Below are 13552 nucleotides of genomic sequence, written 5' to 3' on the forward strand. Positions count from 1 at the left end.
TACTCAGGTACTCAGGTACTCAGGTACTCAGGTACTCAGGTACTCAGGTACTCAGGTACTCAGGTACTCAGGTACTCAGGTACTCAGGTACTCAGGTACTCAGGTACTCAGGTACTCAGGTACTCAGGTACTCAGGAAAGCAGAACAGAACCATGCTAGACCACCAAGGGCTTTGCATAGCAGCCTAGATCCATTCCCTCTCCCCTTGGGAGAGGGCCAGGGTGAGGGGAAACCACTCTACATCGCTAGCAAGCGCCAGAAAGCAACAAGGGCAGCAGAGTGTGAACTCTGCTGCCCTTTGTCATGGATGCGATTGAATGGGGACTGGCGGCGTTAGAGGCGACCTCTCACGACTTCACGATGCTTTCATCTCACCATGAAGTTTCAAACTGCCTTTATCGCAAAAAACTGATCACTTATATGCCAAAAACAACAGGGGCAGCGGAGTCCCACTCCCCTGCCCCTGTAGTAAGCAATAAACGGTGGTTTAAGGCTTAGCTCGCCCAGGTAATGATATGGTCGGCCCAATCTCCAGCCTGCGCCTCGTGGACTACCTTGCCGCGCACCGACTGACCGGCCTGATGCATGGCGCTGCGGCTGCCGGTGATCAGGGGATGCCAGGCAGGCAGGGTATCCCCTTCCGCCAGCAGGCGATAGGCGCAGCTCGACGGCAGCCAGTCGTACTCGGCTATCTTGTCATAGGTTATCTGCAGGCAGTCCGGCTCTTTCTTGAAGCGGTTGCCGTAGTCGGAGCACTGACAGGTCTTGGTATTGAGCAGGTTGCAGGCCACGTTGGTGAACACCAGCTCCTCGGTGTCCTCGTCGATGAGCTTGTTCAGGCAGCACTTGCCGCAGCCATCGCACAGGGACTCCCACTCACTCATGGTCATCTGCTGCAGGCTCTTCGCCTGCCAAAAGGGGGCGGTCTGCACGGGTTCACTCTGCTGCATAAAAATTGGCTCACTCAATACACTGACAAGCGCGTGGTTATACGCTTTTTGGCCCGATTTTTCAAGGTTGGCGGCTGTCTCTGGCAAACGTGGACTTCGCGCTACAGAGTCAACACCTGCCACTTCATGTAGGTTGTGACTGAGCCTGTACAGCCCAACATGCGAGATGGATTTCTTGTTCGTTATGAGGTCCAATCACGCGAACATCCGATTACGCTTCGCTAATCGAACCTACAGTTCTGCATGGCGGATGATTTAGAGAGCATGGGTATAAAAGTGATCTCGGTTCCTCCCGGGGCACCGCTCACCAAAATGACCCCTACCGATGCAATGCTGACACCGGAGCAATCCGCAAGCAGATTGGTTGACATAATCGAACGTGATGATGTTAATTAACGGGTTTTTATTTGCCTGGAAACAGGGAAACTTCCGTGGTGAATCACAGCATTGACTCTAACAGTACGATATCAAACGCAGGCTTGTAACCTAAGGCCATTCAATACGAATAACCAATGACTGTAAACCCTCTCAATCAGGTCGGCCAAATGTAGTCCATCTAGCGACCTACCCTTTCAACCATTTTTATACAGCCGCGTGCCATACCATGATGGTCGTTTCCCAGTGACCGTGGGTTGATTTATGTATTGTGTTGAAGCCTTGGTCACGATAGAAGTCAACATTATGTGTTTCGCACTGCAAGTACAGTGTCACAACACCACGGGAAACGGCCATGTCCCTGGCGACATTCATCATTTTTTTTGCGATGCCTTTTCTACGGTGCGCCGTTGGAACATAGATACCACCGATCCAGAACTCGTATTCAGGGTAGTTTTTATTTTCCTGGATTTTCAGCTCCAATGTTCCAACCAGTTCTCTATCGTCATGCGCGACCAAGCTAAATGGGATATCTCTATTTAAAGTTTTGACTTCAATCTTTTTACGTACCATCTCTTTCGTAACGCCGGGCACCTGAGAAGCCCATTCATCGAAATACCAGCCGACTATTATCGATACATCATGCGGATGATCCGCAAGCAATGAAATCTCCATATATCCTCTTTGCCAAGATACACAATATTCTTAGATTCACGAGAATGGATAATGATGTCAAATTATTAGAAATAAAAAAGCCGCCCTAGGGCGGCTTTTTTCTATCAGAGATAACAGGCAAATTTACCAGCCGGTTACTTCACGCAGGGCCTTGCCGATATCGGCCAGGGAGCGCACGGTTTTCACGCCGGCATCTTCCAGGGCGGCAAATTTCTCGGCCGCGGTGCCCTTGCCACCGGCGATGATGGCGCCCGCATGACCCATACGCTTGCCAGCCGGGGCGGTGACGCCCGCGATGTAGGAGACCACCGGCTTGGTGACGTGGGCCTTGATGTAGGCCGCCGCTTCTTCTTCGGCACTGCCGCCGATCTCGCCGATCATGACGATGGCTTCGGTCGCAGGATCCTTCTGGAACATCTCCAGGATGTCGATGAAGTTGGAGCCCGGGATCGGGTCGCCACCGATGCCGACGCAGGTGGACTGGCCGAAGCCCTCGTCCGTGGTCTGCTTGACCGCTTCGTAGGTCAGGGTACCAGAGCGGGAGACGATCCCCACCTTGCCCGGTTTGTGGATGTGACCTGGCATGATGCCAATCTTGCACTCACCCGGGGTGATGACGCCCGGGCAGTTCGGACCAATCATGCGCACGCCGGTTTCCTGCAGCTTCACCTTGACCTGCAGCATGTCCAGGGTCGGGATGCCTTCGGTGATGGTGACGATGAGCTTGATGCCGGCATCGATGGCTTCCAGGATGGCGTCCTTGCAGAACGGGGCCGGAACATAGATGACGGAGGCGGTGGCGCCGGTCACTTCGACCGCGTCACGGACGGTGTTGAACACCGGCAGGCCCAGGTGGGTGGTGCCACCCTTGCCCGGGGAGACGCCGCCGACCATCTGGGTGCCGTAGGCAATCGCCTGTTCGGAGTGGAAGGTACCCTGACCGCCGGTGAAGCCCTGGCAGATCACCTTGGTGTCTTTGTTGATCAGAACGCTCATTATTTGGCCTCCGCTGCTTTGACCACTTGCTGCGCGGCGTCGGTCAGACTCGTTGCTGCGATGATGTTGAGGCCGCTGTCGGCCAGTTTACGGGCACCCAGTTCGGCGTTGTTGCCTTCCAGGCGCACCACCACGGGCACTTTCACCCCGACTTCTTTAACGGCACCTATGATGCCTTCCGCGATCATGTCGCAGCGCACGATACCGCCGAAGATGTTGACCAGCACGGCTTGTACCTTGCTGTCAGACAGGATGATCTTGAAGGCCTCGGTCACGCGCTCCTTGGTGGCGCCGCCGCCGACGTCCAGGAAGTTGGCCGGTGAGCCGCCGTGCAGGTTGACGATGTCCATGGTACCCATGGCCAGACCCGCGCCGTTGACCATGCAGCCGATGTTGCCATCGAGTGCCACATAGTTCAGCTCCCACTGGGCGGCATGCGCTTCGCGGGGGTCATCCTGGGAGGGATCGTGCATCTGACGCAGCTTGGGCTGACGGTACAGGGCGTTGGCATCGATGTTGATCTTGCCGTCCAGGCAGTGCAGGTTGCCCTTGTCGGTGATGACCAGGGGGTTGATTTCCAGCAGTGCGAAGTCGCAATCCAGGAACATCTGGCCCAGGCCCATGAAGATCTTGGTGAACTGCTTGATCTGATCGCCGACCAGACCCAGCTTGAAGGCCAGCTCGCGTGCCTGGTAAGCCTGCGGGCCCACCAGCGGATCGATGGCCGCCTTGTGAATGAGTTCCGGGGTCTCGTGGGCAATCTTCTCGATGTCCACGCCACCTTCGGTAGAGGCCATGAAGACCACGCGGCGGCTGCCACGATCGACCACGGCGCCCAGGTACAGTTCCTTGGCGATGTCGGTGCAAGATTCCACCAGGATCTTGGTGACCGGCTGACCGTTGGCGTCAGTCTGATAGGTCACCAGGTTCTTGCCGAGCCAGTTCTGGGCGAAGGCACGGATCTCGTCCTTGCTCTTGGCCAGCTTGACGCCGCCCGCCTTGCCGCGGCCACCGGCGTGGACCTGGCACTTGACGACCCAGGTGTTGCCGCCAATCTTGTCGGCCGCTTCGGCCGCTTCCTGCGGGGTAGCACAGGCATAACCTTCGGAGACCGGCAGGCCATACTCGGCAAACAGCTGTTTTGCCTGATATTCATGCAGATTCATAGATGCTCTATCCGTGTTGTAGGTATTTCCGTCCGGGGCTCGTGTTTCTCAATCCCCTGTGAAAGGGCCTCGGGGGCCCCGGTTATCTTTCTGATTTCGCTCGGGTACTCGAAGGCAGGGGCGCTTGCCAGCAAGGGCCGACCTCCCCTGCCCCTAGGACATCCTGTCGCATGGCCGGATTAGCCAAGCCCGGGGCTTGCCCATCCGGCCACTGCCCTTAGACGTCCAGCAACAGACGGGTCGGATCTTCCAGCAGCTCCTTGATGGAGACCAGGAAGCCCACGGACTCGCGACCGTCGATGATGCGGTGGTCGTAGGAGAGGGCCAGGTACATCATCGGCAGGATCTCGACCTTGCCATCCACCGCCATGGGTCTGTCCTGGATCTTGTGCATCCCCAGGATGGCGCTCTGCGGCGGGTTGATGATGGGGGTGGACATCAGGGAGCCGAACACGCCACCGTTGGTGATGGTGAAGTTGCCGCCGGTCAGTTCGTCCACGGTCAGCTTGCCGTCACGGCCCTTGCCCGCCAGATCCTTGATGGCCTTCTCGATGTCGGCCAGGCTCATGTTGTCACAATCGCGCAGCACAGGGGTCACCAGACCACGGGGGGTGGAGACGGCGATGCTGACGTCGAAGTAGTTGTGGTAGACGATGTCATCGCCATCCAGCGCCGCGTTCACTTCCGGGTAGCGCTTCAGGGACTCGACAACCGCCTTCACGTAGAAGGACATGAAGCCGAGCTTGATGCCGTGCTTCTTCTCGAAGATCTCGCCGTACTGCTTGCGCAGCTTCATGATGGGCGCCATGTTGATCTCGTTGAAGGTAGTCAGCATGGCGGTGGTGTTCTTGGCCTCCAGCAGACGCTCGGCGATGCGCTTGCGCAGACGGGTCATGGGCACGCGCTTCTCGGTGCGACCGGCCAGCGGGGCCACCGGAGCGGCAACTACGGGGGCGGCGGCGACCGGCGCAGCCACGGGGGCCTTGCCCAGGTTCTTGATGAAGGCTTCCACGTCTTCCTTGGTGACGCGACCACCCTTGCCGGTGCCGGTCAGCTTGGCGACGTCGATGGAGTGCTCGGCCACCAGGCGGCGCACGGACGGGCTCATGCCGTCGGTGCTGTCGTCGGCCGCGGCTTCCACCGGCTTCTCCTTGGTCTCTTCACCGGCCACGGGGGCGGCCTTGAGCATGGCGATCAGCTGACGGGAGAGCACGGTCGCCCCTTCCGCCTGCAGGATGTCCCCCAGGACGCCGGCTTCCGGCGCCGGGACTTCCAGCACGACCTTGTCGGTTTCGATGTCGACCAACACTTCGTCACGGGCAACCAGATCACCCGGTTTCTTGTGCCAGGTCGCGATGGTGGCATCTGCCACTGATTCGGGCAGGTCCGGTACCTTGATCTCGATAGTCATCTATTCAGTTCCTTGTTTACTTCTTGGCCAGCAGGCTTGTTCCAGCTCAGAGAGGGGCTTGGCACCCCTCTCATCCATGACTCGTTTATTCCAGCGTGAGGGCGTCTTCCACCAGGGCTTTCTGCTGCTTGGTGTGGACGGACATGTAGCCGACGGCCGGTGAAGCCGAGGCCGGGCGACCGGCATAGCGCAGGCGGGCATGGCTTGGCAGCACGCTGTCATAGTGATGACGGGTGCTGTACCAGGCGCCCTGGTTCTGCGGCTCTTCCTGACACCAGACGAAGTCGGTGACATGGGCGTAGTCGGCCAGGATGGCGCGCACCTCTTCCTCCGGGAAGGGGTAGAGCTGCTCGATCCGCACCAGGGCCACGTCCTGCTGCTCAGCCTTGCGACGGGCATCGAGCAGGTCGTAGTAGACCTTGCCGGAGCAGAACACCACGCGCTTGACCGCCTTGGGATCCAGCGCATCGATCTCGCCGATGGCGTTCTGGAAGGTCCCCTCGGCCAGCTCGTCGAGCTTGCTCACCGCCAGCGGGTGGCGCAGCAGGGATTTCGGCGTCATCACGATGAGCGGACGGCGCATGGGGCGCACCACCTGGCGGCGCAGCATGTGGAATACCTGAGCCGGGGTGGACGGCACGCACACCTGCATGTTGTGCTGGGCGCACATCTGCAGATAGCGCTCGAGGCGGGCGGAGGAGTGCTCCGGGCCCTGCCCCTCGTAACCGTGCGGCAGCAACATGGTCAGGCCACACATCCGGCCCCACTTCTGCTCGCCGGAGGAGAGGAACTGATCCACCACCACCTGGGCGCAGTTCGCGAAGTCGCCGAACTGGGCTTCCCAGATGGTGAGGCCGGCCGGCTCGGCGCTGGCGTAGCCGTATTCGAACGCCAGGACCGCGTTCTCGGTCAGCACGGAATCGTACACCTCGAACGGCCCCTGCTCGTCGTGCAGGTTGCACAGCGGGGTATAAGTGCTGGCATCGGTCTGGCTGTGCAGCACGGCGTGGCGATGGAAGAAGGTGCCGCGGCCGGAGTCTTCCCCGGTGAAGCGGATGCGGGAGCCCTTGTCCACCAGGGTGGCGTAGGCCAGGGTCTCGGCAAAGCCCCAGTCCACCAGCTTGTCGCCGGCGGCCATCAGGCGGCGGTCTTCGTAGATCTTCTCGACCTGGCGCTGCAGCACATGGGTCGCCGGGTACTGGCTGATGCGCTCACCCAGTGACTTCAGGTGATCCATGGGCACAGTGCTGTCATAGGGCATGGCCCAGTCGTGACCCAGATAGGGCGTCCAGTCCACGGAGTGCAGCTCCATGGGGCGCCACTCCTTGCTCACCCGCTCCCCCCGATCCAAGGTGTCGCGGTACTCGTTGACCAGGGTAGTCGCGAGCTCGGGGGCTATGCTGCCCTCGGCGATCAGCTGATCGGCGTAGATCTTGCGCGGGGTCGGGTGCTGCTTGATCTTCTGGTACATCAAGGGCTGGGTCGCACTCGGCTCATCCGCCTCGTTGTGACCGTGACGACGGTAGCAGACCAGCTCGATGACCACGTCGCGCTTGAAGGTGTTGCGATAATCCAGGGCGATCTGGGTCACCAGCACCACGGCTTCCGGGTCATCCCCGTTGACGTGCAGCACGGGGGCCTGCACGGACTTGGCAATGTCGGTGCAATACTCGGTGGAGCGCAGGTCACGGATGTAAGAGGTGGTGAAACCGACCTGGTTGTTGATGACGATACGCACAGTCCCGCCGACACCATAGGCGCGAGTCTGGGACATGTTAAAGGTCTCGGCCACCACACCCTGCCCCGCCATGGCGGAGTCACCGTGGATGGTGATGGGCAGAACGCTGGAGCCATCCTTGTCACCGCGGCGGTCCATACGGGCACGCACGGAGCCGATAACCACGGGGTTGACGATCTCGAGGTGCGACGGGTTGAAGGCGAGCGCCAGGTGAACGTTGCCACCCGGGGTAGCGAAGTCGGAGGAGAAGCCCATGTGGTACTTCACGTCCCCTGTGCCCCAGGACTCGCCATGCTTGCCGGCGAACTCGTCGAACAGGTCCTGGGCGCGTTTGCCGAGCACGTTGATCAGCACGTTCAGGCGGCCCCGGTGGGCCATGCCGATGACGGCTTCTTTGCAGCCCTGCTCACCGGCGCGGCGTATCAACTCTTTCAGCATGGGCACCATGGCATCCCCCCCTTCCAGGGAGAAGCGCTTGGCGCCGGGGAACTTGGCCCCCAGGTATTTTTCCAGCCCTTCGGCGGCGGTCAGACTCTCGAGGAAACGGGTCTTCTCCTCCAGGTTGTAGTTGCCGTGGGCTTCTATCGATTCCAGCCTGTCTTGCAGCCAGCGCTTCTCCTCGGTGGAGGTGAGGTGCATGTAGTCGGCACCTATGCTGCTGCAGTAGGTCTTCTTGAGCGAGGCGTAGAGATCCGAAAGCACCATGGTCTCGCGCCCGATGGCGTAAGAACCCACGTTGAAGGTGGCTTCCATGTCGGCCCCTTGCAGACCATGGAAGGCGGGATCCAGTTCGGCAACGGTTTCACGATCCCAGAGGCCGAGCGGATCCAGATTGGCGTTTTGATGGCCACGGAAACGGAAGGCGTTGATCAGCTGCAGTACCCGCACCTGCTTGGCATCCACCTGGGGATCGCTGACGGGGGCACTGTAACGGGAGGTGTCCTTGGCCAGGCGGCGGAAATAGTCGCGAACCTGGGAATGGGGTTGGTCGACCGCATGACCATTGACCTGGGGCAGCTGTTCAAACAGGCTGCGCCACTCGTCGGCGACGGAGTCGGGGTTTTCCAGGAAGGATTCGTACAAATCCTCAATGTAGCTTGCATTCGCACCAGCCAGGTGAGATGACTCCAACCAGGCCTTCATCACGCCGTTATGCATTTCTATCCCTTGTACATCTTGTTCGCTGCAACGCAGCTTGTAGGGTTCAAATAGCCATCCTGCATGTGGCTGGATGGCTATCCAGAGGTCGGGCCCGGCGTGTGACGCCCGGCCCTGGTACTACACGGCCCGATTGAGCAGCATCGACTTGATCTGACCGATGGCCTTGGTCGGGTTCAAGCCCTTGGGACAGACGTTCACGCAGTTCATGATGCCGTGGCAGCGGAACACGCTGAACGCGTCGTCCAGGTTACCCAGACGTTCGGCAGCCGCGGTGTCGCGGCTGTCCGCCAGCCAGCGATAGGCGGCGAGCAGACCGGCCGGGCCGATGAACTTGTCCGGGTTCCACCAGAAGGAGGGGCAAGAGGTGGAGCAGCAGGCGCACAGAATGCACTCGTACAGACCATCCAGCTTGGCGCGCTCTTCGGGGGATTGCAGGTGCTCACGCACGGGCGGCAGTTTCTCATCGTTGATGAGGAAGGGTTTGACCTTCTCCCACTGGGTGTAGAACTGGGTCATGTCGATCACGAGATCTCGGATCACCGGCAGGCCGGGCAAGGGGCGAATGACGACCTTGCTGCCCTTCTTCAAGAGATCGGAGAGCGGGGTGATGCAGGCAAGACCGTTCTTGCCATTCATGTTGACGCCGTCGGATCCACAGACCCCTTCGCGGCAGGAGCGGCGGAAGGCGAGGGTGGGATCCAGCTCTTTCAGCTGGATCAGTGCGTCGAGCACCATCATGTCGGAACCTTCAGGAATATCAAGGTGATAATCCTTCATGTATGGGACGTTATCAACATCCGGGTTGTATCTGTAAACAGAGAATGTGACGTTCATTGTATTTGGCTCCGCAATCAGTAAGTCCGCACCTTGGGTGGGAATGCCTCACGGGTTTTCGGAGACATGTTGACAGCGCGACGGGTCATGGACTCGGTGTCCGGGTGGTAGAGGCTATGGCACAGCCACTGCTCGTCGTCGCGATCCGGGAAGTCGAATCGGCTGTGAGCACCGCGACTCTCGGTACGGAAGTTCGCCGCCACCGCGGTGGCATAGGCCGTCTCCATCAGGTTGTCCAGCTCCAGGCACTCGATGCGCTGGGTGTTGAACTCCCTGGAGGTGTCGTCCAGGCGGGCATTCTTCAGGCGCTCGCGGATGAGTTTGAGCTCGGCCAGCCCCTCTGCCATGGCGTCCCCTTCCCGGAATACGGAGAAGTTGTTCTGCATGCAGCGCTGCAAGTCCTTGCGGATCTGGGCCGGGTCTTCCCCATCACGGTTGGACTCCCAGCGGTTGAAGCGCTCGAGGGCCTTGGCGACCTCGGCCTCGGTGGCCTCGCGGCCGTGTTCCATCGAGCCCAGGGTCTCCACCAGGTGCATGCCGGCGGCACGACCGAACACCACCAGATCCAGCAGGGAGTTGCCCCCCAGGCGGTTGGCGCCGTGCACGGAGACGCAGGCGATCTCGCCCACCGCGAACAGACCGACCACGGGCACGTCGTTGCCGTCCTTGTCCTGAGTCAGGCACTGGCCGTTCACGCTGGTCGGCACGCCCCCCATCATGTAGTGGCAGGTCGGGATGATGGGAATGGGTTCCTTGACAGGATCCACGTGGGCGAAGGTGCGAGACAGCTCGCAGATCCCCGGCAGACGGGATTCCAGCACCTCTTTGCCGAGGTGATCCAGCTTGAGTTTGATGTGCGGGCCCCAGGGGCCGTCGCAGCCGCGGCCTTCGCGGATCTCGATCATGATGGAGCGGGCCACCACGTCGCGACCGGCCAGGTCCTTGGCGTTCGGCGCATAACGCTCCATGAAGCGTTCGCCGTCTTTGTTCAGCAGATAGCCGCCTTCACCGCGGCAACCCTCGGTCACCAGCACCCCTGCCCCGGCGATGCCGGTGGGGTGGAACTGCCAGAACTCCATGTCCTGCACGCCCACACCGGCGCGCAGCGCCATGCCGACACCGTCACCGGTGTTGATATGGGCGTTGGTGGTGGACTGATAGATGCGACCGGCGCCGCCGGTGGCCAGCACGGTGGCCTTGGCCTTGAAGTAGACGACCTCACCGCTTTCCATATCGATGGCGGTACAGCCGACGACGTGGCCGTCCTGGTTCTTCACCAGATCCAGCGCATACCACTCGGAGAAGACGGTGGTCTTGTTCTTGACGTTCTGCTGATACAGGGTATGCAGCAGGGCATGGCCGGTCCGGTCGGCCGCGGCCGCGGTACGGGCCGCCTGCTCACCGCCGAAGTTCTTGGACTGACCGCCGAACGGGCGCTGATAGACGGCGCCGTTGTCGAAGCGGGAGAAGGGCAGACCCATGTTCTCCAGCTCATAGACGGCTTCCGGGCCCGTCTTGCACATGTATTCGATCGCTTCCTGGTCACCGATGTAGTCGGAGCCCTTGACGGTGTCATACATGTGCCACTGCCAGTTGTCGTCGTGGGCATTGCCCAGGGCGACCGTGATGCCGCCCTGGGCGGATACGGTGTGGGAACGAGTCGGGAAAACCTTGGAAAGCAGTGCGCAGCTCTTGCCGGACTGGGCAATCTGCAGCGCGGCGCGCATACCGGCGCCACCGGCACCGATCACGACCGCATCAAATTCACGAGTTGGAATAGTCACCTTACACACCCCACAGCACGACGAAACCAGTCATCAGATAGACAAACAGCACCACCACCAGTGCAAATTGCAGTGCACCGCGCAGTCCCACCGGTTTGATATAGTCGGTCAGCACCTGCCACAGACCGATCCAGGCGTGGATCAGGACGCAGACCAGCGTCAGCAGGGTGAAGACCTTGGTGAAGGTTTTTGCGAAGAAGCCGGTCCACACCTCGTAGGTGATGTCATTGATGGCGACAAAACCCACCAGATAGAGGACGTAGGCCGTCATGATGAGGGCGGTGGCGCGGATCAGGATGTAGTCATGAACACCGCTGCGCCCGAAAGTTGCAGAATTGGTTACCATACCAGTACCCCCGCCAATACCGCCAGAACCGCTGTGATCACGAAGCCCACCCGGGCACTCTGATTACCGGATTCCAGCTCTTCCCAATGCCCCATGTCCATGACCAGGTGACGCAGACCGCCCACTATGTGGTAAGCCAGCGCAGTCAGGATCCCCCACAGCACGAACTTGACCAGGAAGTTGTCCATGATGGCAACGACCGATTCAAATCCTTCGGGAGAGGCGAGTGAAGTACCAAGCATCCACAGCAAGATGGCAAGCGCCACAAAGGTGATGACCCCTGAGACACGATGCAAGATGGAAGCGATGGCGGTGACAGGAAAGCTGATCGTCTGTAGGTCGAGGTTTACAGGTCTCTGTTTGTTTTTCACGGCTTTGCCCACTCAGCTCCATTGAGCACGTTAGTTATTGTTTTTACACGCTTTGAGGGCTAGGAGTGGCATTTGTTAGGTTTTTGTTACCAAAACAACTCAGGAAAGCCAAAAATAACATTTTCAATATCACATCTGGCTTTGCGAAAGCGTTTCAAACACCGACGACCATCACCCACGTGGCGCAGTATATCGGCGGCCTTAACCAATGACAATCAATTAGCTACACAGAAAACCCAAAACCGTAAACCAGATCTCACAACGACTTTAACAAGTCATTAATGATCATCCAGTAAAATTGACAAAGCCATCGATCTCTGGTTCAAATAAGGCGCTCCAGCCGCCGTGGTACGGGTAAGAACCTTTGCCAGCGTTATGAAAGTCGTAATAGAGTAGGACTGGAACCAAATTATAAAAGAGCAAAGGAGACGTGCTATGGCTGATAAAATAGCCACCCTACACTTGCCCGGAAAAGAGCCGGTAGAACTGCCGATCCTGTCCGGTACTGTCGGACCCGATGTCATCGACGTCAGAAAATTGGGTGCTCAAGGGTACTTCACCTTTGACCCCGGCTTCATGGCCACCGGATCCTGCAAGTCGTCCATCACCTACATCGACGGAGATCAGGGTGTCTTGCTGCACCGTGGTTATCCCATCGCCCAGTTGGCCACCCAGGCCAGCTACCTCGAAGTCTGTTACATCCTGCTCTACGGCGAGGCGCCCACCAAGACCCAATATGCGGACTTTGAACGCCTGGTCACCCGCCACACCATGGTGCACGAGCAGATCGCCTTCTTCTTCCGCGGCTTCCGTCGCGATGCGCACCCCATGGCCGTCATGTGCGGCGTGGTCAGCGCCCTGTCCGCCTTCTATCACGATGCCCTCGACATCAACAACGAGGAACACCGCGAGATCTGCGCCTTCCGTCTGCTCTCCAAGATGCCGACCCTGGCCGCCATGTGTTACAAGTACTCCATCGGCCAGCCCTTCATGCAGCCGCGCAACGCCCTCTCCTATGCAGGCAACTTCCTGCACATGATGTTTGGCGTGCCGACCGAAGAGTACAAGGTCAACCCCATCGTCGAGCGGGCCATGGATCGCATCTTCACCCTACATGCGGATCATGAGCAGAATGCCTCCACCTCTACCGTACGTCTGGCCGGCTCCTCCGGTGCCAACCCGTTCGCCTGTATCGCCGCGGGGATCGCCTCCCTGTGGGGTCCGGCCCACGGCGGCGCCAACGAAGCCTGCCTCAAGATGCTCGAAGAGATCGGCTCCGTGGAACGCATCCCCGAGTTCATCGCCAAGGCCAAAGACAAGAACGATCCCTTCCGTCTGATGGGCTTCGGTCACCGTGTCTACAAGAACCACGATCCCCGTGCCCAGGTCATGCGTCAGACCTGCCACGAGGTGCTGCAAGAGCTGCAGATCAAGGATCCGCTGCTGGAAGTGGCCATGGAGCTGGAACGCATCGCGCTCTCCGACCCCTACTTCATCGAGAAGAAGCTCTACCCGAACGTGGACTTCTACTCCGGCATCATCATGAAGGCCATCGGCATCCCCATGTCCATGTTCACCGTGATCTTCGCCATCTCCCGCACCATCGGCTGGATCGCCCACTGGAACGAGATGCACTCCGACCCTGATCAGAAGATCGGTCGTCCCCGTCAGCTCTACACCGGCCTGGCACAGCGTGAATTCACGCCCCTCGATCAGCGCTAATTCATCGCAGATATAAATTGTTA

General features: G+C 59.5%; 11 protein-coding genes. 1 reads left to right on the forward strand and 10 read right to left on the reverse strand.

What is annotated here, in order from left to right; all coding sequences use genetic code 11:
- Nucleotides 1-494 precede the first annotated feature (494 nt).
- The 10 genes from ACRCYW_RS07285 to sdhC all read right to left on the reverse strand — a co-directional run bounded on the left by ACRCYW_RS07285 (nucleotide 495) and on the right by sdhC (nucleotide 11819).
- Entirely contained in the window at nucleotides 495-950 is a 456-nt protein-coding gene (locus ACRCYW_RS07285) for a YcgN family cysteine cluster protein (protein WP_438549463.1), read from the reverse strand.
- A 582-nt stretch (nucleotides 951-1532) separates the two neighbouring features.
- The gene (locus tag ACRCYW_RS07290) at nucleotides 1533-2000 is read right to left on the reverse strand and encodes a GNAT family N-acetyltransferase (protein ID WP_438549464.1); all 468 of its coding nucleotides are present in this window, start codon (nucleotides 1998-2000) and stop codon (nucleotides 1533-1535) included.
- A 123-nt stretch (nucleotides 2001-2123) separates the two neighbouring features.
- Nucleotides 2124-2996, reverse strand: coding sequence for a succinate--CoA ligase subunit alpha (gene sucD / locus ACRCYW_RS07295; protein ID WP_438549465.1), 873 nt, complete (start codon nucleotides 2994-2996; stop codon nucleotides 2124-2126).
- Nucleotides 2996-4162: an ADP-forming succinate--CoA ligase subunit beta gene (gene sucC / locus ACRCYW_RS07300; protein WP_106886993.1), complete on the reverse strand. Its 1167-nt coding sequence runs from the start codon at nucleotides 4160-4162 to the stop codon at nucleotides 2996-2998. The genes sucD and sucC overlap by 1 nt, the downstream gene beginning before the upstream one ends.
- 217 nt (nucleotides 4163-4379) lie before the next feature.
- A complete protein-coding gene (odhB, locus tag ACRCYW_RS07305) occupies nucleotides 4380-5573 on the reverse strand; it encodes a 2-oxoglutarate dehydrogenase complex dihydrolipoyllysine-residue succinyltransferase (protein ID WP_438549466.1) in 1194 nt (397 codons plus the stop codon).
- A gap of 85 nt (nucleotides 5574-5658) precedes the next feature.
- The gene (gene sucA / locus ACRCYW_RS07310; RefSeq protein WP_438549467.1) at nucleotides 5659-8469 is read right to left on the reverse strand and encodes a 2-oxoglutarate dehydrogenase E1 component; all 2811 of its coding nucleotides are present in this window, start codon (nucleotides 8467-8469) and stop codon (nucleotides 5659-5661) included.
- Between the two features lie 120 nt (nucleotides 8470-8589).
- Complete coding sequence (locus tag ACRCYW_RS07315) at nucleotides 8590-9306, reverse strand: succinate dehydrogenase iron-sulfur subunit (protein ID WP_438549468.1); 717 nt, start codon at nucleotides 9304-9306, stop codon at nucleotides 8590-8592.
- 17 nt (nucleotides 9307-9323) lie between these two features.
- The gene (sdhA, locus tag ACRCYW_RS07320; RefSeq protein WP_438549469.1) at nucleotides 9324-11090 is read right to left on the reverse strand and encodes a succinate dehydrogenase flavoprotein subunit; all 1767 of its coding nucleotides are present in this window, start codon (nucleotides 11088-11090) and stop codon (nucleotides 9324-9326) included.
- 1 nt (nucleotide 11091) lies between these two features.
- The gene (gene sdhD / locus ACRCYW_RS07325; protein ID WP_438549470.1) at nucleotides 11092-11436 is read right to left on the reverse strand and encodes a succinate dehydrogenase, hydrophobic membrane anchor protein; all 345 of its coding nucleotides are present in this window, start codon (nucleotides 11434-11436) and stop codon (nucleotides 11092-11094) included.
- Nucleotides 11430-11819 (reverse strand): succinate dehydrogenase cytochrome b556 subunit, encoded by a 390-nt coding sequence (gene sdhC, locus ACRCYW_RS07330; RefSeq protein WP_438549471.1) that lies wholly within the window; start codon nucleotides 11817-11819, stop codon nucleotides 11430-11432. Before sdhC ends, sdhD begins: the two co-directional genes overlap by 7 nt.
- Before the next feature lie 423 nt (nucleotides 11820-12242).
- On the opposite strand from sdhC, the gene ACRCYW_RS07335 reads away from it, so the two are divergent.
- The gene (locus ACRCYW_RS07335; RefSeq protein WP_438549472.1) at nucleotides 12243-13529 is read left to right on the forward strand and encodes a citrate synthase; all 1287 of its coding nucleotides are present in this window, start codon (nucleotides 12243-12245) and stop codon (nucleotides 13527-13529) included.
- Nucleotides 13530-13552 lie beyond the last annotated feature (23 nt).

This window comes from Aeromonas sp., assembly GCF_051657805.1.
Lineage (GTDB): Bacteria > Pseudomonadota > Gammaproteobacteria > Enterobacterales > Aeromonadaceae > Aeromonas.

Coding starts and splice junctions, on each gene's coding strand:
- ACRCYW_RS07335 (WP_438549472.1), top strand. CDS start 12,243: ATGGCTGATAAAATAGCCACCCTACACTTGCCCGGAAAAGAGCCGGTA.
- sucD (WP_438549465.1), bottom strand. CDS start 2,996: ATGAGCGTTCTGATCAACAAAGACACCAAGGTGATCTGCCAGGGCTTC.
- ACRCYW_RS07285 (WP_438549463.1), bottom strand. CDS start 950: ATGCAGCAGAGTGAACCCGTGCAGACCGCCCCCTTTTGGCAGGCGAAG.
- sucC (WP_106886993.1), bottom strand. CDS start 4,162: ATGAATCTGCATGAATATCAGGCAAAACAGCTGTTTGCCGAGTATGGC.
- ACRCYW_RS07290 (WP_438549464.1), bottom strand. CDS start 2,000: ATGGAGATTTCATTGCTTGCGGATCATCCGCATGATGTATCGATAATA.
- ACRCYW_RS07315 (WP_438549468.1), bottom strand. CDS start 9,306: ATGAACGTCACATTCTCTGTTTACAGATACAACCCGGATGTTGATAAC.
- sdhD (WP_438549470.1), bottom strand. CDS start 11,436: ATGGTAACCAATTCTGCAACTTTCGGGCGCAGCGGTGTTCATGACTAC.
- sucA (WP_438549467.1), bottom strand. CDS start 8,469: ATGCATAACGGCGTGATGAAGGCCTGGTTGGAGTCATCTCACCTGGCT.
- odhB (WP_438549466.1), bottom strand. CDS start 5,573: ATGACTATCGAGATCAAGGTACCGGACCTGCCCGAATCAGTGGCAGAT.